Source organism: Cupriavidus sp. FW216-B1 (genome assembly GCF_058789195.1).
The window spans coordinates 21,254-41,112 of record NZ_JBYTEL010000019.1 but is presented as its reverse complement, the minus strand read 5'-3'; the positions used below and the strand labels follow the sequence as shown (position 1 = coordinate 41,112).

The 19,859-nt window shown below is 65.3% G+C and carries 21 protein-coding genes and 1 tRNA gene; 8 read left to right on the top strand and 14 right to left on the bottom strand.

Annotated features, from left to right (window positions below):
- Positions 1–39: 39 nt before the first annotated feature.
- Positions 40–1,173, top strand: coding sequence for a metallophosphoesterase (locus AC3WXD_RS27575; protein WP_492325053.1), 1,134 nt, complete (start codon positions 40–42; stop codon positions 1,171–1,173).
- A gap of 63 nt (positions 1,174–1,236) precedes the next feature.
- Here AC3WXD_RS27575 and ettA read toward each other — a convergent pair whose 3' ends face one another.
- Positions 1,237–2,904, bottom strand: a complete 1,668-nt coding sequence (gene ettA / locus AC3WXD_RS27570) for an energy-dependent translational throttle protein EttA (protein ID WP_029043385.1) — start codon at positions 2,902–2,904, stop codon at positions 1,237–1,239.
- A 208-nt stretch (positions 2,905–3,112) separates the two neighbouring features.
- Between ettA and AC3WXD_RS27565 the strand changes: the two genes are divergently transcribed.
- Both AC3WXD_RS27565 and AC3WXD_RS27560 read left to right on the top strand, forming a co-directional pair.
- Positions 3,113–3,334: a hypothetical protein gene (locus tag AC3WXD_RS27565; RefSeq protein ID WP_020202015.1), complete on the top strand. Its 222-nt coding sequence runs from the start codon at positions 3,113–3,115 to the stop codon at positions 3,332–3,334.
- An 81-nt stretch (positions 3,335–3,415) separates the two neighbouring features.
- Complete coding sequence (locus tag AC3WXD_RS27560; RefSeq protein WP_029043386.1) at positions 3,416–3,910, top strand: M48 metallopeptidase family protein; 495 nt, start codon at positions 3,416–3,418, stop codon at positions 3,908–3,910.
- Here AC3WXD_RS27560 and AC3WXD_RS27555 read toward each other — a convergent pair.
- Both AC3WXD_RS27555 and AC3WXD_RS27550 read right to left on the bottom strand, forming a co-directional pair.
- Positions 3,907–4,278 carry a tautomerase family protein gene (locus tag AC3WXD_RS27555; protein ID WP_020202017.1) on the bottom strand — a complete coding sequence of 124 codons (372 nt, stop codon included), beginning with the start codon at positions 4,276–4,278 and terminating at the stop codon, positions 3,907–3,909. The genes AC3WXD_RS27560 and AC3WXD_RS27555 overlap by 4 nt on opposite strands.
- A 2-nt stretch (positions 4,279–4,280) precedes the next feature.
- Positions 4,281–5,297, bottom strand: a complete 1,017-nt coding sequence (locus AC3WXD_RS27550; protein WP_052165826.1) for a tripartite tricarboxylate transporter substrate binding protein — start codon at positions 5,295–5,297, stop codon at positions 4,281–4,283.
- Positions 5,298–5,371: 74 nt separating this feature from the next.
- Here AC3WXD_RS27550 and AC3WXD_RS27545 point away from each other — a divergent pair, with 74 nt between their 5' ends.
- Complete coding sequence (locus AC3WXD_RS27545) at positions 5,372–6,331, top strand: LysR family transcriptional regulator (protein WP_492325052.1); 960 nt, start codon at positions 5,372–5,374, stop codon at positions 6,329–6,331.
- 30 nt (positions 6,332–6,361) lie between these two features.
- Here the strand turns inward: AC3WXD_RS27545 and AC3WXD_RS27540 are convergent, their stop codons facing one another.
- Positions 6,362–7,249: an endo alpha-1,4 polygalactosaminidase gene (locus tag AC3WXD_RS27540; RefSeq protein WP_059415954.1), complete on the bottom strand. Its 888-nt coding sequence runs from the start codon at positions 7,247–7,249 to the stop codon at positions 6,362–6,364.
- Between the two features lie 262 nt (positions 7,250–7,511).
- Between AC3WXD_RS27540 and AC3WXD_RS27535 the strand changes: the two genes are divergently transcribed.
- A complete protein-coding gene (locus AC3WXD_RS27535) occupies positions 7,512–7,931 on the top strand; it encodes a hypothetical protein (RefSeq protein ID WP_020202021.1) in 420 nt (139 codons plus the stop codon).
- Positions 7,932–8,108: 177 nt separating this feature from the next.
- On the opposite strand, the gene AC3WXD_RS27530 is transcribed toward AC3WXD_RS27535, so the two are convergent.
- Positions 8,109–8,885 (bottom strand): ParA family protein, encoded by a 777-nt coding sequence (locus AC3WXD_RS27530; RefSeq protein WP_492325051.1) that lies wholly within the window; start codon positions 8,883–8,885, stop codon positions 8,109–8,111.
- A 248-nt stretch (positions 8,886–9,133) separates the two neighbouring features.
- The gene (locus AC3WXD_RS27525; RefSeq protein ID WP_492325050.1) at positions 9,134–10,060 is read right to left on the bottom strand and encodes a restriction endonuclease; all 927 of its coding nucleotides are present in this window, start codon (positions 10,058–10,060) and stop codon (positions 9,134–9,136) included.
- 491 nt (positions 10,061–10,551) lie between these two features.
- Here AC3WXD_RS27525 and AC3WXD_RS27520 point away from each other — a divergent pair, with 491 nt between their 5' ends.
- Positions 10,552–10,890: a DUF1484 family protein gene (locus tag AC3WXD_RS27520; RefSeq protein ID WP_063923104.1), complete on the top strand. Its 339-nt coding sequence runs from the start codon at positions 10,552–10,554 to the stop codon at positions 10,888–10,890.
- Between the two features lie 111 nt (positions 10,891–11,001).
- Here the strand turns inward: AC3WXD_RS27520 and AC3WXD_RS27515 are convergent.
- From AC3WXD_RS27515 to petA, 6 genes are all read right to left on the bottom strand, one after another.
- A tRNA-Thr gene (locus AC3WXD_RS27515) sits at positions 11,002–11,077 on the bottom strand.
- A gap of 73 nt (positions 11,078–11,150) precedes the next feature.
- Positions 11,151–11,651, bottom strand: a complete 501-nt coding sequence (locus AC3WXD_RS27510) for a ClpXP protease specificity-enhancing factor (protein WP_020202025.1) — start codon at positions 11,649–11,651, stop codon at positions 11,151–11,153.
- 69 nt (positions 11,652–11,720) lie between these two features.
- Positions 11,721–12,332, bottom strand: a complete 612-nt coding sequence (locus AC3WXD_RS27505; RefSeq protein WP_020202026.1) for a glutathione S-transferase N-terminal domain-containing protein — start codon at positions 12,330–12,332, stop codon at positions 11,721–11,723.
- Positions 12,333–12,587: 255 nt separating this feature from the next.
- Positions 12,588–13,331 carry a cytochrome c1 gene (locus AC3WXD_RS27500; protein WP_020202027.1) on the bottom strand — a complete coding sequence of 248 codons (744 nt, stop codon included), beginning with the start codon at positions 13,329–13,331 and terminating at the stop codon, positions 12,588–12,590.
- Positions 13,332–13,368: 37 nt separating this feature from the next.
- Positions 13,369–14,772: a cytochrome b gene (locus AC3WXD_RS27495; protein WP_059415964.1), complete on the bottom strand. Its 1,404-nt coding sequence runs from the start codon at positions 14,770–14,772 to the stop codon at positions 13,369–13,371.
- 2 nt (positions 14,773–14,774) lie between these two features.
- The gene (gene petA / locus AC3WXD_RS27490; RefSeq protein WP_029043388.1) at positions 14,775–15,392 is read right to left on the bottom strand and encodes a ubiquinol-cytochrome c reductase iron-sulfur subunit; all 618 of its coding nucleotides are present in this window, start codon (positions 15,390–15,392) and stop codon (positions 14,775–14,777) included.
- 212 nt (positions 15,393–15,604) lie between these two features.
- On the opposite strand from petA, the gene mscL reads away from it, so the two are divergent.
- Positions 15,605–16,042: a large conductance mechanosensitive channel protein MscL gene (gene mscL, locus AC3WXD_RS27485; RefSeq protein WP_059415967.1), complete on the top strand. Its 438-nt coding sequence runs from the start codon at positions 15,605–15,607 to the stop codon at positions 16,040–16,042.
- Positions 16,043–16,129: 87 nt separating this feature from the next.
- On the opposite strand, the gene AC3WXD_RS27480 is transcribed toward mscL, so the two are convergent.
- On the bottom strand, positions 16,130–16,876 hold the full coding sequence (locus AC3WXD_RS27480) for a Nif3-like dinuclear metal center hexameric protein (RefSeq protein ID WP_059415968.1): 747 nt from the start codon (positions 16,874–16,876) through the stop codon (positions 16,130–16,132).
- A 19-nt stretch (positions 16,877–16,895) separates the two neighbouring features.
- Here AC3WXD_RS27480 and AC3WXD_RS27475 point away from each other — a divergent pair, with 19 nt between their 5' ends.
- Positions 16,896–18,092: a Do family serine endopeptidase gene (locus tag AC3WXD_RS27475; protein WP_020202032.1), complete on the top strand. Its 1,197-nt coding sequence runs from the start codon at positions 16,896–16,898 to the stop codon at positions 18,090–18,092.
- Between the two features lie 573 nt (positions 18,093–18,665).
- Here AC3WXD_RS27475 and AC3WXD_RS27470 read toward each other — a convergent pair.
- Positions 18,666–19,784 (bottom strand): porin, encoded by a 1,119-nt coding sequence (locus AC3WXD_RS27470; RefSeq protein WP_059415970.1) that lies wholly within the window; start codon positions 19,782–19,784, stop codon positions 18,666–18,668.
- Positions 19,785–19,859: the final 75 nt, after the last annotated feature.

Sequence of the window (19,859 nt, the reverse complement as noted above, 5' to 3'; positions counted from 1 at the left end):
GGCATGCGCCGGATCCGCCTCAAACTCCCTGGAGGTGGCATGCCCCCTCGCACCACCGTTTTCGTGGCCGCCCTCGTGGTCGGCCTGCTCCACATCTATATCGGCGTGCGCCTGCTGCCCGACCTGCCGGTCGCCTTCGCCGTCAAGGCGCTCGCCGTGGCGTGGCTGGCGCTGTCGTGGCCGCTGATCCCGGCCGGCCTGCTGGCGCGGCGCCTGGACCAGCCCTGGTCCGACGCGCTCACCTGGGTCGGCATGCTGGCGATGGGCTTCTTCTCGTCGCTGCTGGTGCTGACGCTGGCGCGCGACGTGGCGCTGCTCGGCAGCGCCATCGCGGGCTGGCACCCAGGCTGGCTGCTGCCGCGCACGGCCGCCGCGGTGCCGCTGCTGGCGCTGGTGGTCACGGCGCTGGGCTTCTTCAACGCGCGGGGGCTGGCGCGCGTGGTGGAGGTGGAAGTGCCCATCGCCGGCCTGCCCGACGCGCTGCACGACTTCACCATCGTGCAGATCAGCGACATCCACGTCGGCCCCACCATCAAGCGCCCCTACCTGGAGCGCATCGTGGCGCGCGTCAACGGGCTCAAGCCGGACGCCATCGCCATCACCGGCGACCTGGTGGACGGCACCGTGCGCGAGCTGGCGCACCACACCGCGCCGCTGGGCAGCCTGCGGGCGCGCCACGGCACCTACTTCGTCACCGGCAACCACGAGTATTACGCCGGCGCCGATCCGTGGATCGCCGAGCTGCGCAGGCTGGGCCTGCGCGTGCTGATGAACGAGCACGTGGTGATCGGGCAGGACGAGGACGCGCTGGTGCTGGCCGGCGTGACCGACTACACCGCGCACCGCTTCGACGAAAGCCACCGCAGCGACCCCGCGCGCGCGCTCGAAGGCGCCCCGCCGGTGGCCGCGGCGCGCGTGCTGCTGGCGCACCAGCCGCGCACCGCGCCGGCTGCCTCCGCCGCCGGCTTCGACCTGCAACTGTCCGGGCACACGCACGGCGGCCAGTTCTGGCCGTGGACCCTGTTCGTGCCGATGCAGCAGCCGTATGTCGCCGGGCTCAAGCGCCATGAGGCGATGTGGGTCTACGTGAGCCGCGGCACCGGCTACTGGGGACCGCCGAAGCGCTTCGGCGCGCCGTCGGAGATCACGCGGCTGCGGCTGGTGAGGAAGTAGGCGGCCCGGACAAAATAAAGGCCTCGCGCAATGCGAGGCCTTTTGCTGCCGGCAACGCCGGCTTCAGCGCGCGATCGGCTTGTAGCGGATGCGCTTGGGCTTGGCGCCTTCCTCGCCCAGGCGGCGCTTCTTGTCCGCCTCGTATTCCTGGTAGTTGCCCGGGAAGAACTCCACGTGCGACTCGCCTTCGAAGGCCAGGATGTGGGTGGCGATGCGGTCCAGGAACCAGCGGTCGTGGGAGATCACCATCACGCAGCCGGCGAATTCCAGCAGCGCGTCTTCGAGCGCGCGCAGCGTTTCCACGTCGAGGTCGTTGGACGGCTCATCCAGCAGCAGCACGTTGCCGCCGGCGATCAGCGTCTTGGCCAGGTGCAGGCGGCCGCGTTCGCCGCCCGAGAGCGTGCCCACGTGCTTCTGCTGGTCCGAGCCCTTGAAGTTGAAGCGGCCGATGTAGGCGCGCGACGGCGTTTCGTAGCGGCCCACGGTCAGCATGTCGGCGCCGCCGGAGATTTCCTCGAACACGGTCTTGCCGGCGTCGAGCGCGTCGCGGCTCTGGTCCACGTAGGCCAGCTTGACGGTCGGGCCGACCTTGATCTCGCCGCTGTCCGGCGTTTCCTTGCCGGTCAGCATGCGGAAGAAGGTCGACTTGCCGGCGCCGTTCGGACCGATGATGCCGACGATGGCGCCGGGCGGCACCTTGAAGCTGAGGTTGTCGATCAGCAGGCGGTCGCCGTAGCCCTTGCTCACGCCGTCAAACTCGATGACCTCGTTGCCCAGGCGCTCACCCACCGGGATGAAGATTTCCTGGGTTTCGTTGCGCTTCTGGTATTCCTGGCTGTTCAGCTCGTCGAAGCGGGCCAGGCGCGCCTTGGACTTGGCCTGGCGGCCCTTGGGGTTCTGGCGCACCCACTCCAGTTCCTTGTTCAGCGCCTTCTGGCGCGCCGACTCGGTCGACTCTTCCTGCTTCAGGCGCGCTTCCTTCTGGTCCAGCCAGGAGCTGTAGTTGCCCTTCCACGGAATGCCGTGGCCGCGGTCCAGCTCCAGGATCCATTCGGCGGCGTTGTCGAGGAAGTAGCGGTCGTGGGTCACGGCCACCACGGTGCCCGGGAAACGCGTGAGGAACTGTTCGAGCCAGTCCACCGATTCGGCGTCGAGGTGGTTGGTCGGTTCGTCGAGCAGCAGCATGTCGGGGCGCGACAGCAGCAGGCGGCACAGCGCCACGCGGCGCTTCTCGCCGCCGGACAGGTTGCCGACCTTGGCGTCCCACGCCGGCAGGCGCAGCGCGTCGGCGGCGATCTCCAGTTGCAGCTCGGCGTTGTTGCCGTCGCTGGCGGCGAGGATCGCTTCGTACTTGGCCTGCTCGGCGGCCAGCGCGTCGAAGTCGGCATCGGGCTCGGCATACGCGGCGTAGATCTCGTCGAGCTTCTTGCGCGCCTCGAACACGCCGCCCAGCGCCGCCTCCACCGATTCGCGCACGGTCTGCTCGGGATCGAGCTGCGGCTCCTGCGGCAGGTAGCCGATGTTCAGGTTCGGCATGGGCGTGGCTTCGCCCTCGATTTCTTTGTCGATGCCGGCCATGATCTTGAGCAGCGTCGACTTGCCGGAGCCGTTCAGGCCCAGCACGCCGATCTTGGCGCCCGGGAAGAAGGACAGCGAGATGTCCTTGAGGATGTGGCGCTTGGGCGGAACGATCTTGCCCACGCGGTTCATCGTGAAAACGTACTGTGCCATGCGAGTCCGGGAAGTGTGTATGGGAATGGCGGCAGTGTAGCAAAACGCCCTGCCCGCCCGCGCCCCTAGGATGCATGCCTGCATGCGGCTGGCGGCCGCGCCCTTGCAAACGGCGGCCGGCACGCCATGTATCATCTTGCCTTTGCCGGCGCGGGCCGTTTTTGCCCCCGCGCCGCCATCCGCCACAAGCCAGGAATCCAGCCGCAGCATGAGCAAACCCGCCCGCACCCTCACTTTCAAGTGCCACAAGTGCACCAAGCCCGTCACGCTGTTTCTGCAGAAGGCTTCGGCGTGCGCGCACATCCAGCCTTACCAGGGCTGGTGCAAGTGCGGCGAATTGATGCGCCACGCCACCGGCGAGCAGGATGCCGTGCAGACCTTCGTCAGCACCGGCGAGATCGCTCACCATCATCATCATCACCATCACTGAGCCGCGGTGAGCCAGGCCAGCAGCCCCGCTTTCGCCGGCACTTTCGCCGGCAACACCTGGCGCCCCGGCGCCAAGGACCCGCTGCGCTTTCTCGGCGGCTATCCGCCCGACGTGCTCGAGCAGGTGCGCCAACTGGTCGCCGCCAACCGGCTCGGCGAGCATCTGGCCAGGAAGTACCCCGCGCGGCACGCCGTGCAGACCGATCGTGCCCTGTATGAATACGCCGGCGAACTGAAACAGGCATTCCTGCGCAGCGCGCCGCCGCTGCACAAGGTGGCCTTCGACGCCAAGATCGACACCGTGCACCGCGCGCTCGGCCTGCACACCGCGATCTCGCGCGTGCAGGGCGGCAAGCTCAAGGCCAAGAAGGAAATCCGCGTGGCCTCGGTGTTCAAGGAAGCGCCGCCGGAGTTCCTGCGCATGATCGTCGTGCACGAGCTCGCGCACCTGAAGGAAAGCGATCACAACAAGGCGTTCTACCGGCTCTGCGAACACATGGAGCCGGCCTACCACCAGCTCGAGTTCGACACGCGGCTGTACCTGGCGTGGCGCGAGCTCGACGCCGCGCGGGGCTAGCGGCTGCCCGCGACCACGGTCTTGCGGTAGCTGCCCGGCGCCGCCTGCCGGTGCAGCACGCACACCTGCACCTCGCCCGCGGGCGCGGCCTTCTCCACGCAAGCCGCCAGACGCGCCAGTATCAGGTCGGCCATCGCGGCCTGCATCGCCTCGGGGCGCGCGTTGGTCATCACGAGATGCGCCACCAGGAAGCCGGTGGCGGCATCGCCGCCGACCAGCGCGGCCTCCGCCACCAGCACGCGACTCTTGAAGTCCTCCAGGCGCGCGTAGCCCAGCGCCGCCATCTCGCGGTGCAGGCCGGCAAAGACGCCGGGGAAATCGATGCGGCCGGCCAGTTGCCGCGTGGTCTCCACGATCAGGTGCGGCATGGTCAGTCCGCCTTGACCGCGGCGGCGGTGACGGTGCGCGTCCAGCTCGCCTGGGCCTGCGCCAGGAACTGGCGGAAACCGGCCGCGTCGAGCGGGCGGGCCTCCACGCCGAGCGCGAGCAGGTGCTCCTGCACCGGCTTGTCGGCCAGCACGGCGTTCAGCTCGCGGTTCAGCCGCGCGAGGATGTCGGCGGGCACCCTGGCCGGCGCCATGATGCCGTACCACGGCGCCGCGTCGAAACCGCGCACGCCCTGCTCGCGCATGGTCGGCACGCCGGGCAGCAGCGCCGAGCGCTGCGCGCCGGTCTGCGCCAGCGGCACCACGGTGCCGGCCTTGATGTGCGGCAGCAGCAGAACCGGGCTGTCGAACATCAGCGCGATCTGGCCGCCGAGCAGGTCGTTGATGGCCGGGCCCGAACCCTTGTACGGCGAGTGCAGCAGCTTCGCGCCGGTGGCCTGCGAGAACATCGCGCCGATGATGTGCTGCGGCGTGCCGTTGCCGGCCGAGCCGTAGGCGATGGTGTCGGGCGCGGCATTGGCCGCGCGCACCAGCGCCGGCACCGAGTCGAAGCGCTGCGCGCGCGTGCCGGCCACAAGGATGAACGGCACCGTGCCGATCAGGCCCACGCCGGCGAGGTCCCTGGCCGGGTCATAGGGCAGCGTCGGATACAGCGCCTTGCCCACCGAGATCGGCCCGACCGCGCCGAGCAGCAGCGTGTAGCCGTCAGCCGGCGCCTTGCTCACGTAGTCACTGCCGATGGTGCCGCCGGCGCCCGGGCGGTTCTCCACCACCACCGATTGCTTCAGGCGCAGTTGCAGCTCCTTGCCGACCAGGCGGGCCAGCGAATCCGTGGTGGCGCCGGGCGCGTAGGGCACCACCAGCTTGATCGGGCGCTCGGGCCAGTCGGCGCGCGCGGCGGACGTGAACGACAGCGCGGCCAGCGCGATGGCGGCCAGCGCGGGCAGGCGGAAGCGAACGGGAAAGCGGGCAAGCATGGCGGTCTCCTCTCTGTTTTCCATGTTTGCCGTCATTCCACCAGCCGCGGCATGCTCTGTAAAATGATGAATCGATTTTCCATTCATCACGACAACTTATGCGACCGACCGCCACGCCCACCGCGCTGGACCTGCGCCTGGTACGCAGCTTCATGGCGGTGGCCCGCCACGGCAGCGTTACCGCGGCGGCCGACTCGCTGGGGCTGACGCAGCCGGCGCTGTCGCAGCATCTGCGCGCGTTCGCGCACAGCCTGGGCGTGCCGCTGTTCGGGCGCGTGGGCCGCCGGCTCGAACTCACCGACGCGGGCCGGCAACTGGTGCTGTCGCTGGAGCCAGTGCTGGACCAGCTGGAACAGGTGATTGCCGCGGCCGCCTCGCCGCGCGGCGCGGTCGAGGGCACGCTGCGCGTGGGTGCCATCCACACCTATCTCTCGGCGCTGGTGATGCCGGCCGCGCAGGCGCTGCTCGACGCGCATCCCGCGCTCGACGTGCAGGTCTTCGAGTTCGCCGCCAGCGAGGTCGACCGCGCCCTGCTCGACGGCCAGATCGACCTGGGCCTGGCCTTCGCGCGCGAGGCGCCCAAGCGCATCGCGCTGGTGCAGCTGTTCTCCGAGACGCTGGCCCTGATCGCCGCGGCCGGCAAGCTGCCCGAGGCGCCCGGCGGCATCACGCTGGCGCAGCTCGCCACGCTGCCGCTGGCGCTGCTGCCCGAGCGCTTCGCCATGCGCCGCCAGATCGACGCGGCCGCGCAGGCCGGCGGCTACAGCCTGCGGCCACGGCTGGAAGGCCCGAGCGTGGAAGCGCTGCTGCGCGCCGTGCCGGGCGGGCGCCTGTTCACCATCGCCAGCCCGCTGGCGCTGCATATCGCCGGCACGCGCCGCAACGCCGGGCTGGCCGGGCTCGCGCACGCGCCGGTGGCGCACCCCGGCTTCACCCGCACGGCCGCGCTGCACCGGCGCCGCGGCCGGCCCGACAGCGCCGCCGCCACGGCGTTCATCGCAGCGCTGGGCGAAGTCATCGGCGCCGCCGCGGCGGGCGGCTATCTCACGCCGGCCTGAGGATTGGCGGCGCTGCCGCCCGGCAGCCGCTCAATCGCAGGCGTAGCGGAACGCGTCGTTCAGGTCCAGCGGCAGCACCAGCGTGCGCAGATGCGCCGCCTTGGCCGAGGCGCACAGCGTGGCGCGCGTCGCCGCATCCCTGTACTTCGTCGCGTACTCCACGTTGAACACCGCCTTGCCCTGCGCGGTCAACGGCGTATAGCTCGCGCACTCCTTGTACTGGAAGCACTGCTCGTTCACGGCGAAATCGAAATCGGTGGCCAGCGACGCCACCTGATCCACATCGTTCTTCAGGCCCACGGCCAGCCCGCGCGCGTGCGCCTCCGTGGCCAGGAAACGGTTGTAGTCCAGCTGCGTCGCCGCCGTCAGCGGAAAGCCCGGCTTGTTGGTATATCCATCCACGTTGTCCGGGTCCACGCCATCGCAACCCTTCGAGCGCGCCAGGTCCATGCGCGCCTGCATGATCCTGCGCACATTGGCCGACCGCGTATCGAGCCACTTCTCGCCGGCCCAGCCCGACAACGCCTTGCCCATGTCCGCCGCCACGAACTGCTTGAAGTCCGGCCGCCAGTTCTCTGAGCTGCCCGCCGAGAAATAGCAGACCACGCGCTTGCCCTGCGCCTTCAATGCGTTGATGGTGGCCTGCGGCGTGTCGAAGAGGTCGATGTCGTAGACCTGTGCCGGGTAGCTCGTATTGATCGTGCCGGTCAACTGCAACTGCCAGGTATCGGCGGCGGCCGGCATCCAGTGGGTGGTAGCCAGCGCCTGCGTCGACAGCGAAGCGGTATCGGCAATCGCGTTGGCCGACGACACGGACTGGACCGCGGCACCCGAATCCCCCGTGCCGCCATCCCCGCCACAGGCCGCGAGGAAAGCGAGCGGGAGCAACCATGCCAGGCTTGCGAGTTTTTTCGTCACGGAGGGGTTCCTTTTTGGGATGGCGGTGGGAGGGATGGTTTATGCCTGAGCTCTGGAAGATTGTCGGCTGTTTTCGTGCAGAGCTTGAATGAATTGGCGAGCAATAAGTTAGGTGGGGTAGGTGACGGGGATAAGACAGCGCGATTTGAGCGCAGGACGTCGGCCGAATCAAGACGCGTCCCATTTACCGCAGGCAAAGGGCCTGAAATACTCCCTGTCTCACCCGCCTTCCCACCGCGAGATGCACCCGACATGTAAACCGATGCTGGCCAGCCATCTCCTGGCAATAGCCCTCGCGCAGGGAATGGCAATTGCCGCAACAGCAACGCCGGCGGCGCCCTTTACCGGCGTATTCCACGGTCAGGGCCGCGGATGCTGGGGCAAGCTATATGTCAAAACCAAAACCCTTGAATGGAACACGCCCTACAGCGTCTGCGCGAAGACGCCCTACACCGTGATCGACAAAGACATGGACGCATCCGCGCCCAGCATCGCTTTCGTGCTCCAGCACAAGAGCCGGTCGTGCCGGTACGAGATTGTTCAACTCGCGTTTGATCCCGCCTATCCGGACTACTGGCTCGCCAGGGGCTATGCGTCTCGCGCCGACTATGATGGCAGGAAAACCGCCGACAGCGCCGCGCAGTCCAGAACGCTCTCGTGCAGCGTCCAGAGACAAGACTGAAGCGTTACGCGGCGAGTGTCATTTTCACGCGGCATCGCGGATAGTTTGCAGAAGATGTCTGAGAGGCGTTCGGTACAAGACCGCCCCCCGCAAATGCAAAAAACGGCCCCAATCGCTTGGGGCCGTTGTCACATTGCAGCGCAATTGCAGGACTCGATCCCTGCCATCTGACGGCCATCAATCCTCAACAGACCCGACCAGTTCGCGGTGCAATGCCACGTATTCCTGGGCAAGCTTGTGCCGCGGGTCCAGATAGATCATCGGCCTGGCGTGCTGATGGGATTCGCGGATCTTCACGGACGAGGACAGCCGCGAGCCAAGCACCGGCAACCCTTCGCTCACCAGTTCATCGACCAGTTGCTGAGGCAGGCTGGCGCGAGGCTGAAACTGATTGATCACGATGCCCTCGACCTCCAGCTCCGCATTGTGGTCCTGCTGGATCTCCTTCACATTGTCCAGCAGCGCATACAGGGCGCGACGGGAAAAGTCGTCGCAGTCGAATGGAATCAGGCAGCGCTCGACGGCGATCAAGGCCGAGCGCGTATAGAAGTTCAGCGCCGGCGGCGTATCGATATAGATGGCATCGTAGGTATCCAGCTCGTTCAACGCGTCGCGCAACTTGTAGATCTTGTAGCGCGACTCGAGCTTGCCGTGCAGCGCATCGAGATCGGGGTGTGCCGGCATCACGTCCAGATTCTCGAACGGCGTCGCGTGCACGAACGAGGAGAACTCGACCGGCTTGAAGCTGTAGGTCAGCGCGGTCTCGAAGAAATCCGCCACCGTCGGGGTAGCCTCGCCGGCCCGCTCACCCAGCAGATACTGCGTGGAATTTCCCTGCACATCCAGGTCGATGACCAGGGTACGCAAGCCCTCGCTGGCGCTGATCGCCGCCAGGTTGCACACAATGGTCGACTTCCCGACACCACCCTTCTGGTTGAATACGACGCGCCGCATTTGCCCTCCCCGTGGAATTTCTCCCGACTAAAGACAAGAGCTTACCGTCAGGTTGCGCGTTTTGGCTGCACTGCAGCATGAAGATTCGCGGGATTGCGGAATGGGCTTGCGTCGGCGGGGCGGCAGCGTCACTTCGATGCGATAGCGCCCGACCGACAGACGCTGCCCGGCGATGCCTCTGGCATGCAGTGTCGTTTGCCCTATGCCACTGAAAAGAGGGGAAGAATTCCAGAGCAAAGACCGAGGTCTTACGCGGAAAGCTCCATTGTCACTGTGCACCCCGCAGGATAGTTACTGCATCCCCAGAACGAGCCGCGTCGGCCAGTACGCTTGACGAGCTTCACCCCGCATGCCGCGCAAGTGGGCGTTCTGTAGTCACCTTCGAACGCCTTGGCCAGTAACGCGGTTTGCTGCGACGGCTCCAGTTTCCGGATGCGCTCGACGATGCCCGCGCCGTCGAGCAATTGGATATCCGCTGCCGCAGCGTACTTCTTCGCCTCGCCCGAATATCCGCTCAACGACCAGAACACCCCACGCCGGATCTTGTGCTGATGCATGACGCCACCGAGCGCGCGCACCGGCTCCACCTTCACCGGCGACCGCCACGCCTTGCATTGCACGAGCGCCATCGGCTGCGCCATGCCCTGCCTGTACAGCGTGGCATCGATCCCGCCATCCGCGCCATGCGGCACGGTCTCAACCGTAAAGCCAAGTTGCTCGTAGTAGGCAACACAGAGCAGCTCGAAGCGTTTCCATTCGAGCAGGGCGAGGGCTTCGAGGGACCAGCTTTGTGGGCGCGGCTGGGGAGCGGATGCGGCCCCCCAGGGCGCAGCACCATCGGGCGCCTCCTTGATAGTGGGTGACGCTGCTGGCCCGGCCTTAGCGGAAGCAACCGGGCGGTGGCGTGGCGCACGCGCAGTTTCGGCTACCGGTTGCCCACCAAAGCGAGCCTTGATGAAAGACAGCAGACCCAGAAAGCAGAACGCGATGGCTGGCACCCAGGCGAACTCGCGGCTGGCCATGGTGAGGCCGGCGAGATAGCGATTGGCTCCCAGCAATGCAGGAACGATCGCGTGGAATGCAATGTAGGCGCAAAAGCCCAGGGCGACGGAAACCCACCATGGCGACTCCAGCAGGATGTCGGAAAGCTTCGGCTGCCTCTTGCGACGGCCCATTTTTCACCCGCCTTTCTTTCGTTTGTGTTGCTGGCCGGATAGGACTTTACGGCTGGATTTGATAGATATTACACAAGGTGTTAAATATGGTATCCGTGGTCGTCGGTTGGGTTGACATGGAGCGGACGGTCACCAAGAATGGGCCATCACCGAAACAACGGTGATCGGGCGTGAGAACCCGAGAGATCCCAAGGGCGAACAGCCGCGCCACGCGGCTTTTGTTCGCGCGCACGCGCACGCCACTAGTTCAACGGCGGGCCGGGCGGGGCAGCCTCCGGGCTGGCCGGGATCCTTGGGTACCGGTTCTCACCCCCGCTGTCGGGCCCGCCACCCCTCACGTGAGAATGAGCGGCGAGCCTTCAACCTACCCAAGGAGGTTGTCATGGCTTTTGCTATTGCCATTGGTCTTCGACGCGATGCTGGTCAGGTCGCGCATCAACTACATCGCATTGGGGTCGTAGCGCCAGGGCTTTCCCATCTGGAGGTGGCGCATGGATAAGGCCACGACTCATGGGCGTCTCCTCGCGGCACGCAAACATCAGGATCTGGTTGCGGAGTTAGCTCACTTGGCGGCCGATGGAACGAGGATGAACCGCAAGCATGTAAGGCGCCTGGCAGGCGAACTTCACGGTGTTGGCGAGCGCATTCGTGAAACAACCGTAGACGGATGTGCGGAGCTGCTTGGGGTGAGCGCTGGCCTTGGCACGATGCTGGCCGTGCTTCAACAGCGCGGCGACGCCTCCGTCGAGGACGATGGATTGCACTGCCTGCTTGCCGCGCTCAAGGACAAGTTGGATCGTGCGGTGAACAGCGTCCAGGAAATGTTCTGAGGCAATTCGTCAATATGCACACCATGCCCGACGACCGCATGCACCCACAGTAAGCGCGGACCTCAAAACGAAAACGGCCCCCATTTTCTTCTGGGGGCCGTTCTCAAATTCTGGTGCCGGCTGCAGGACTCGAACCCGCCACCTGATGATTACAAATCAACTGCTCTACCTGATGAGCTAAGCCGGCATGTTTGGTGCAGACCGCGATTCTACTGCATGCGGCGTGAAATGACGATGGCCGGGCGCGGCGTGGGCGGTACTTACTTCACCACCTTCAGGGAGGGCTTCTTGGCGCCGATGCGCGAGACCGGCGGCGGTGGCGTGGGTTCGTCGTCGCCGTTGTCGGTGGTGGCGTCGGCCGTGGCCTGGGGGGCTTCGCTTTCCACGGAGGAGAGCTTGGGCGGGGGGTTGTTCTCGCGTTCGGTGGCGGCCTGGGTTTCGGGCACGCTGCGCTCCACCGGGAAGGCCATGCCCTGGCCGTTTTCGCGGGCGTAGATGGCGAGCACGTTTTCCACGGGCACGTCGATCTTGCGCGAGACGCCGCCGAAGCGGGCGCTGAAGCCGATCCACTCGTTGCCCATGTCCAGCCCGCTGGTGGCGTCGAAGCTGACGTTGAGCACGATTTCGTTGTTCTTGACGAACTCGCGCGGCACGCTGGTGTTGGCGTCGACGAAGACGGCGATGTATGGCGTGAAGCCGTTGTCCGTGCACCATTCGTAGATGGCGCGGATCAGGTAGGGCTTGGTGGAGGTTTCAGGCATTGTGCTTCCAGTGGCGCGGGGCGCGTTCCGGGTGGCCCGAAGCGGGGGGCTTCGGGCCGGGGGGCCGGTTTAGCGGCGCATCACCTTTTCCGACGGGGTGAGCGCTTCGATGTAGGCCGGGCGGCTGAAGATGCGTTCGGCGTACTTGAGCAGCGGCGCGGCGTTCTTGGAGAGTTCGATGCCGTAGTGGTCCAGGCGCCAGAGCAGCGGGGCGATGGCGACGTCGAGCATGGAGAACTCTTCGCCGAGCATGTACTTGTTCTTGACGAAGATCGGCGCGAGCTGGGTCAGGCGGTCGCGGATGGCGGCGCGGGCGCGCTCGTGGCTCTTCTCGGCGGCCTTGCCCTTTTCGTTTTCGAGGGCGTAGACGTGCGTGAAGAGTTCCTTTTCGAAGTTGAACAGGAACAGGCGGGCGCGGGCGCGCTGCACCGGGTCGGCCGGCATCAGTTGCGGGTGCGGGAAGCGCTCGTCGATGTACTCGTTGATGATGTTCGACTCGTACAGGATCAGGTCGCGCTCGACCAGGATGGGCACCTGGCCGTAGGGGTTCATCACCGAAATGTCTTCCGGCTTGTTGAACAGGTCGACGTCTCGGATCTCGAAATCCATGCCCTTTTCGAACAGGACGAGGCGGCAACGCTGGGAGAACGGGCAGGTGGTGCCCGAATACAACACCATCATGGTTGGATTCCTTTGATGCGGGGTCGATTGACTGGATCGGTATTTTGGCAGAAGCGCGATGCAGAAAGCAAATTAGATGCGCTTAAAGCACATTTATGCCTGATCTTGGCAGTATGGAGCGGTGTGCCAGGCACTTGAGCTACCGGCGGGCTGGCGAGGCCGCCAAACGAAAAGGGCCGGGGCGGCGCCGCTTTCGCAACGTCCGCTCCGGCCCCCTGCCCCGCGAGGCTTTCGCCTCGCAAGCCTTGCCGCGCGTTACTTGATGTCCTTCCAGAACGCGGCGTTCAGGCGCCACGCGAAGATGGTGAACATGCCGAGGAACAGCAGCACCCAGACGCCGAGGCGCTTGCGCTGGTTCTGGGCGGGTTCGGCCATCCAGTCGAGGTAGCCGACGAGGTCGCTGACGGCCTGGTCGTATTCGAGCGGGCTCAACTTGCCGGGGGTGAGCTGCTCGAAGCCGGCGAACTTGTGGACCTTCTCGCCATGCTCCTCGGACTCGACGAACTTGGCGGCGCGCTGGCCTTGCAGTTCCCACAGCACGTGCGGCATGCCGACGCTGGGGAACACGAGGTTGTTCCAGCCCGTGGCGCGCTCGTCGTCGCGGTAGAAGGTGCGCAGGTAGGTGTAGAGCCAGTCGTCGCCGCGCGCGCGCGCGATCACCGACAGGTCCGGCGGGGTGACGCCGAAGAAGGCCTTGGCGTCCTTGGGCTGCATGGCGATGGTCATCATGTCGCCGACCTTGTCGCCGCTGAACAGCAGGTTCTGGCGGATCTGGTCGTCGGTCAGGCCGATGTCCTTGAGCCGGTTGTAGCGCATCATCGACGCGCCGTGGCAGTTCAGGCAGTAGTTCACGAACAGCTTGGCGCCGCGCTGCAGCGAGGAGAGGTCGCTGGTCTGCACGGGAGCCGGCTCGAGGGGGTAGCCCCCTTCGCTGGCCGTGGCGGGCGCGGCGGCAAAGAAGGCGCCGGCCAGCGCGAGAATCGAAAGCAGCTTTTTCATCGTGTGTCCTTGTGCTCTTGTCGGGGTTCGTCCGGGCTCAGTGCGGGTGGAACGTCACGCGTTCCGGCACCGGCTTGAACTGGCCGACACGGCTCCACAGCGGCATGGTCAGGAAGAAGGCGAAGTACAGCAGGGTGCCAAGCTGCGACACCTTTTCACCCACCGGCGACGGGGGCTGCACGCCCAGGTAGCCGAGCACGACGAACACGACCACGAAGACCACCAGGATGCTCTTGTGGAAGGCCGGGCGGTAGCGGATGGACTTCACCGGCGACTGGTCCAGCCACGGCATGAAGAACAGGATCACCACCGAGCCGCCCATCACCAGCACGCCCCAGAACTTGGCGTCGATGAAGTAGAAGCCCACCGCCAGGATCAGAGCGATGGCGAGCGCGCCGATCTTGATGCGGGCGTCCTTGCTGCGCAGGAACACCAGGCCGAGCAGCACTGCGAAGAACACCCACAGGATCGGCAGGAAGTTCGAGGTGGTGGCGCGCAGCATCGAGTAGAACGGCGTGAAGTACCACACCGGCGCGATGTGCGGCGGGGTCTTGAGCGGATCGGCCGGGATGAAGTTGTTGGACTCCAGGAAGTAGCCGCCCATCTCCGGGAAGAAGAAGATCACCGCGGAGAAGATCATCAGGAAGCCGCCCACGCCCAGCAGGTCGTGCACCGAGTAGTACGGGTGGAACGGGATGCCGTCCAGCGGGATGCCGTTCTCGTCCTTCTTGGCCTTGATCTCGACGCCGTCCGGGTTGTTGGAGCCCACTTCGTGCAGCGCGATGATGTGCGCGACGACCAGGCCCAGCAGCACCAGCGGCACGGCGATGACGTGGAACGAGAAGAAGCGGTTCAGGGTGGCGTCGCTGACGACGTAGTCACCGCGGATGAACAGCGACAGGTCCTGGCCAATCACGGGAATCGCCGAGAACAGGTTCACGATCACCTGGGCGCCCCAGTACGACATCTGGCCCCACGGCAGCAGGTAGCCCATGAAGGCTTCGGCCATCAGGCACAGGAAGATCAGGCAGCCGAAGATCCAGACCAGCTCGCGCGGCTTGCGGTACGAGCCGTACAGCAGGCCGCGGAACATGTGCAGGTACACCACCACGAAGAAGGCCGAGGCGCCGGTGGAATGCATGTAGCGCACCAGCCAGCCCCAGGGCACTTCGCGCATGATGTACTCGACGCTGGCGTAGGCCACGGGCACGCCGGCGGGGTTGAGCGTGCCGTCGGGCTTGTAGTTCATCACCAGGAAGATGCCGGTGACGATCTGGATGACCAGCACCAGCAGCGCCAGCGAACCGAAGAAGTACCAGAAGTTGAAGTTCTTCGGCGCGTAGTACTTGGAGAGGTGGTCTTCCCAGAGCTGGGTCGCGGGGAAACGGGCGTCGATCCAGCCGAGCAGGCCGGTCGTCTTGACTTGTTTTTCTGCCGCCATGATCAAGCGTCTCCTTTTTCATCCTTGCCGATCACGATCCTCGTGTCGGACAGGAACTGGTAGGGGGGTACGTCGAGGTTTTGCGGGGCGGGCTTGTTCTTGAATACGCGGCCTGCCAGGTCGAAGGTCGAACCGTGGCAGGGGCAGAGGAATCCGGGGTCGGAACCGAGCTGGGGATTGGCGCCGGCGCCGAACGGGCCGGAGGGCGAGCAGCCCAGGTGGGAGCAGATGCCGACCACGACCAGGAGATCCTTGTGATCGGCGCGCGAGCGCGTTTCGTTCTTGCAGTACTCGGGCGTCTTCATGGTGAAGGGCACGTCCGAGTTGGGGTCGGCGACTTCGGAATCGGTCTTCTTGAGCGACGCGAGCATTTCCTCGGTGCGCTTCAGGATCCAGACGGGCTTGCCACGCCACTCGACCGTCATCATCTCGCCCGGTTTCAGGGCGCTGATGTCGGCCTCGACTGGTGCTCCGGCTGCCTTGGCTTTCTCTGACGGCGCGAACGTGCTGACGAACGGCACTGCGACCGCCACGCCTCCGATGCCGCCAGCGACTGACGTCGCAATCAACCAATTGCGGCGACCCTTATCCACGTTCTTCACGTTTTGCTGGTCACTCATTCCAAACCCCAGGGGATGTCAAATTAGATTTTGCGTCAACCTAAAATTGTACCTTACGCACATGTGGCATTGAAAGGCGCAGATTTGCTCACGTTCGCGCGATAATCGGACAGAAAACACCGATGTGGCCTGCAGGCTTGCGTTACAGGCAGTGATGCGGCAGGCTTTTATCCTAACAACCGTTCAACACAAGCAACAGTGGGAGAAATAGCATGGGGATGATGTCAGAGTTCAAGACCTTTGCAATGCGAGGCAATGTGGTCGACCTCGCCGTGGGTGTCATTATCGGCGCGGCGTTCGGCAAGATTGTCGATTCGGTGGTCAACGACCTGATCATGCCGGTGGTGGGCCGCATCATCGGCAAGCTCGATTTCTCCAACATGTTCGTGCTGCTGGCGGAGCCGCCCGAAGGCGTGCCGCGCACGCTGGATGCCTTGAAGAAGGCCGGCGTGCCGGTGTTTGCCTACGGCAATTTCCTGACCATCCTGGTCAACTTCCTGATCCTCGCCTTCATCATTTTCATGATGGTGCGGGCCATCAACAAGCTGCGCGCCGAGGAGCCGGCGGCCGCGGAAGTGCCTGCGCCGACACCCGAAGACGTGGTGCTGCTGCGCGAAATCCGCGACAGCCTGAAGGCGCGCCAGGCCTGATTAACCACGCGCGCAAGGCCTGCCGCGAGGGCCCGCTGCGACAATAAGCCGCGCCCGTGGCGGCTCCCAGGGCGGCTCCCGGCGCGGTCAGACCGGATTCGGAATGTCGATGAAGGTGTGGCGCAGGCCGAACTGCTGCGCGAGATGCTCGCCGAGCGAGCGGATGCCATAGCGCTCGGTGGCGTGGTGTCCGGCGGCGAGGTAGGCGACGCCGCTCTCGCGCGCGAGGTGCGTGGTCTGCTCGGAAATCTCGCCGCTCAGGTAGCAGTCCACGCCGGCGGCCACGGCGCCGTCGAAGTAGCCCTGGGCACCGCCGGTGCACCAGCCCACGGTGCGGATCATCTGTGCCGGGTCGCCGATGGCCAGCGGCTCGCGCGCGAGCACGCCGCCGACGTGCGCGGCCAGCGCCGCGAGCGGCATGGGCTGCGGCAGGGTGCCGGTCCAGCCGAGCTGGTCGTCGCCAAATCGGCCGGTGGGTGTAAATCCCAATTGCTGCCCCAGCTGGGCGTTATTGCCGAATTCCGGGTGATTATCGAGCGGCAGGTGATAAGCCAGCAGGTTCACATCCGCGCCAAGCAGGCGTTTCAGGCGGGCGTGTTTTTGTCCGATTACCCGCGCGTCTTCGTTTTTCCAGAAATATCCGTGGTGAACCAAAATGGCATCGGCGCCCGCCTCGATGGCGGCATCGACCAGGGCGAGGCTCGCCGTCACCCCGGTGACGATATTTTCGACCTCCGGACGGCCTTGCACTTGCCATCCGTTCGGGCAATAGTCTTTGTATCGAGGCACCTGGAGCAGGTCGTTCAAGTACAATTCAAGATCTTTTGTTTTCATTTTTTGCCCAAACTCAAATATGTTGCGCCGTTTCTGGCTGTTCTTTGCCCAGGCTGTCACCGTCGTGCTGGCAGTGTGGTTCGTCGTGGCCACGCTCAAACCGGAATGGCTGCAGCGCGGCCGGGTGGCCGTGCAGTCCGGATCGCCCATCGTCGCGCTGAAGGAAGTCGTCCCCAGCGTGGCGGGCTCTTCGGCGCAGGGCTCCTACAGTGACGCGGCCCAGCAGGCGATGCCGGCAGTGGTGAACATCTTCACCAGCAAGAACGGCCCCAAGCGCACGCCCAACAACCCGCAGGCGGAAGATCCGTGGTTCCGCTTCTTCTTCGGCGACCGCCTGCCGGAGCGCCAGGAACCGGTGTCCAGCCTGGGCTCGGGCGTGATTGTCAGCGCGGAAGGTTACATTCTAACCAACCACCACGTGGTGGACGGCGCCGACGAGATCGAGGTCGCGCTGACCGACGGGCGCAAGGCGAACGCCAAGGTGGTGGGCTCGGACCCGGAGACCGACCTCGCCGTCCTCAAGATCACGCTGAAGGACCTGCCCGCGATCACGCTGGGCCGCATCGAGAACGTCAAGGTGGGCGACGTGGTGCTGGCGATCGGCAACCCGTTCGGCGTCGGCCAGACCGTGACGATGGGCATCGTGTCGGCGCTCGGCCGCAGCCACCTGGGCATCAACACCTTCGAGAACTTCATCCAGACCGACGCGGCCATCAACCCGGGCAATTCGGGCGGCGCGCTGGTCGATGCGCAGGGCAACCTGCTGGGCATCAACACGGCCATCTATTCGCGCTCGGGCGGCTCGCTGGGCATCGGCTTCGCCATTCCGGTGTCGACCGCCAAGCAGGTGATGGAGTCGATCATCTCCACCGGCAGCGTGACGCGCGGCTGGATCGGCGTGGAGCCGCAGGACATGACGCCGGAGATCGCCGAGTCGTTCGGCCTGGAGGCCAAGGAAGGCGCGCTGATCGCCGCCGTGGTCCAGGGCGGCCCTGCGGACAAGGCCGGCGTGAAGCCGGGCGACGTGCTGGTCTCGGTCGACGGGCAGGCCATTTCCGACACCACGGCGCTGCTCAACGCGATTGCGCAGCTCAAACCCGGCGCGGAAGCGAAGATGAAGGTGGTGCGCCGTGGCAAGCCGGCGGAGCTGACGGTGATGATCGGCAAGCGCCCGCCGCCGCCACGCCGTGCGCTGCCGCTGGACGAAGAGGAATAACAGGTCCGCGCGCGACACCAACGCTTACGACCTTGTGCGCCGGCGCCGCCCCGCCGGATGCGGGCCTTGCCCGATGAACCCCGCCCTTGTGGCGGGGTTTTTTGTTTCCGATGGCGGCTTCCTGATGCCGCGCGCAGTGCGTCGCGGCACCGCGAACGAGGTTCGTCAGGGCCGCCGGCGCGTACCCAGTGCTGCGCTCGCGGAATCGCCATGCGCATGGTCCGGCATGCCCATGCCGATGTGGTCACGCGACGACCTGCCACGCCCGCAACTGACGGCGTCCATTCGTGGCGCGGTGGGCAAGCGGGCCGGATGCACGATAGATAGGCGCTAGCCGCACCGTGCAATGCAGATGGCAGGCGGCCGACATTGTCAGCCGGTCTGCCGGAGACTGGCATCACACCGGACAGCCGACACAAGCCACCAGCATGCCACAGCGGGCGTGGGTACACGCCACGGCGAATGTGGGCAAATGCAGCACATGGACTGCCAGAACGACAAAACGCCGGCATCCTTGCGGATGCCGGCGTTTTGCATCAAGCCAATCTAAAGCGAGCTTACGCCCGCGTTAAATTAGAACTTGTGGCGGATACCAACGGTAGCGCCGAACTGGTTCTGACCCGGGGTCACAACAGCGCTGTCGGTGCCAACACCGTTGAAGCCGTTCACGCCCAGAGCCGAGTTGCTCTTGTTCTTGACGTACGACAGCGAGGTGTACAGGTCGGTGCGCTTCGACAGAGCGTAGTCAGCCGTAGCAACGAAGTTCCACGGATCTGCGCTGGTGCTCTTGAAGTCTTGGTAGTAAGCCGCGCCCGTCAGCGAGAACGCCGGGGTCAGCTGGTAACCAACGCCGAGCCAGTACAGGTTCGAAACGCTGTTGCTCAGAGCCGTAGCCGTGTTGGCAACGATTGCGCCCGGCAGCGTTGCGCCGTTGAACGAGTGAGCGTAACGGTAGCCGGCGTAGACCTTTGCCGGTCCGATCGCGTACGTACCGGCAACGGTAGCACGACGGATCATCTGGGCGTTGGTCGTCGGAGTGGTCGTACCGTTGGTGCCGTTCGATTCGTCGTATGCAGCACCAACCGAGAACGGACCAGCAGCGTAGCTAGCCATGAACGCGTACTCGCGGCCAGCCGTGAACACGCCCGGAACTTCCTGGCCGTCACGTTGGAACGAGTACAGAGCTTGCACCGTCAGGCCCGAGAACGTGCCGATGTACTTGACGCTGTTGTCGGCACGCGAAGCGCCGATGTAGTTGTCTTGTGCACCGATGCTGTAACGGGTCGAAATGGCCATCGGATCATAGATCAGGCCGAAGTCGTAGAACGGGGTCTGATGACGACCCAAGGTCAGCTGACCGTACTGGCTTTGCAGACCGACGAAGGCTTGACGGCCGAACAGGCGGCTGCCTTGGCCCGACGTGCCGGTATCGATGCTGAAGCCGCTTTCCAGGACGAAGATGCCCTTCAGACCGCCACCCAGATCTTCGATGCCACGCAGGCCCCAACGCGAACCGGACTGGTTGCCCGAGGTCAGGCGGAAGGCGTTGTTGTTGCCGGTCTTACCCACGGTAGCGTGGTTGGTGTATTCAATACCAGCGTCGGCCACGCCGTACAGGGTCACGCTCGACTGGGCATACGCACCGCCGGCGGCCAGGGCAGCGACAGCGGCTGCAAACAGTTTCATCTTCATATCGACACTTTCCTTGTCAACTGATTGGGAAATCTTGGCTTGCCCAAGTGCTTGGGCGACGCATTTACCTCACGT

Excerpts from the sequence above, each read along its gene's own strand:
- AC3WXD_RS27575 (WP_492325053.1), top strand. The coding sequence starts at position 40 with ATGCCCCCTCGCACCACCGTTTTCGTGGCCGCCCTCGTGGTCGGCCTG.
- ettA (WP_029043385.1), bottom strand. The coding sequence starts at position 2,904 with ATGGCACAGTACGTTTTCACGATGAACCGCGTGGGCAAGATCGTTCCG.
- AC3WXD_RS27565 (WP_020202015.1), top strand. The coding sequence starts at position 3,113 with ATGAGCAAACCCGCCCGCACCCTCACTTTCAAGTGCCACAAGTGCACC.
- AC3WXD_RS27555 (WP_020202017.1), bottom strand. The coding sequence starts at position 4,278 with ATGCCGCACCTGATCGTGGAGACCACGCGGCAACTGGCCGGCCGCATC.
- AC3WXD_RS27550 (WP_052165826.1), bottom strand. The coding sequence starts at position 5,297 with ATGGAAAACAGAGAGGAGACCGCCATGCTTGCCCGCTTTCCCGTTCGC.
- AC3WXD_RS27545 (WP_492325052.1), top strand. The coding sequence starts at position 5,372 with ATGCGACCGACCGCCACGCCCACCGCGCTGGACCTGCGCCTGGTACGC.
- AC3WXD_RS27535 (WP_020202021.1), top strand. The coding sequence starts at position 7,512 with ATGCTGGCCAGCCATCTCCTGGCAATAGCCCTCGCGCAGGGAATGGCA.
- AC3WXD_RS27530 (WP_492325051.1), bottom strand. The coding sequence starts at position 8,885 with ATGCGGCGCGTCGTATTCAACCAGAAGGGTGGTGTCGGGAAGTCGACC.
- AC3WXD_RS27525 (WP_492325050.1), bottom strand. The coding sequence starts at position 10,060 with ATGGGCCGTCGCAAGAGGCAGCCGAAGCTTTCCGACATCCTGCTGGAG.
- AC3WXD_RS27520 (WP_063923104.1), top strand. The coding sequence starts at position 10,552 with ATGGATAAGGCCACGACTCATGGGCGTCTCCTCGCGGCACGCAAACAT.
- AC3WXD_RS27510 (WP_020202025.1), bottom strand. The coding sequence starts at position 11,651 with ATGCCTGAAACCTCCACCAAGCCCTACCTGATCCGCGCCATCTACGAA.
- AC3WXD_RS27505 (WP_020202026.1), bottom strand. The coding sequence starts at position 12,332 with ATGATGGTGTTGTATTCGGGCACCACCTGCCCGTTCTCCCAGCGTTGC.
- AC3WXD_RS27500 (WP_020202027.1), bottom strand. The coding sequence starts at position 13,331 with ATGAAAAAGCTGCTTTCGATTCTCGCGCTGGCCGGCGCCTTCTTTGCC.
- AC3WXD_RS27495 (WP_059415964.1), bottom strand. The coding sequence starts at position 14,772 with ATGGCGGCAGAAAAACAAGTCAAGACGACCGGCCTGCTCGGCTGGATC.
- petA (WP_029043388.1), bottom strand. The coding sequence starts at position 15,392 with ATGAGTGACCAGCAAAACGTGAAGAACGTGGATAAGGGTCGCCGCAAT.
- mscL (WP_059415967.1), top strand. The coding sequence starts at position 15,605 with ATGGGGATGATGTCAGAGTTCAAGACCTTTGCAATGCGAGGCAATGTG.
- AC3WXD_RS27480 (WP_059415968.1), bottom strand. The coding sequence starts at position 16,876 with ATGAAAACAAAAGATCTTGAATTGTACTTGAACGACCTGCTCCAGGTG.
- AC3WXD_RS27475 (WP_020202032.1), top strand. The coding sequence starts at position 16,896 with ATGTTGCGCCGTTTCTGGCTGTTCTTTGCCCAGGCTGTCACCGTCGTG.
- AC3WXD_RS27470 (WP_059415970.1), bottom strand. The coding sequence starts at position 19,784 with ATGAAGATGAAACTGTTTGCAGCCGCTGTCGCTGCCCTGGCCGCCGGC.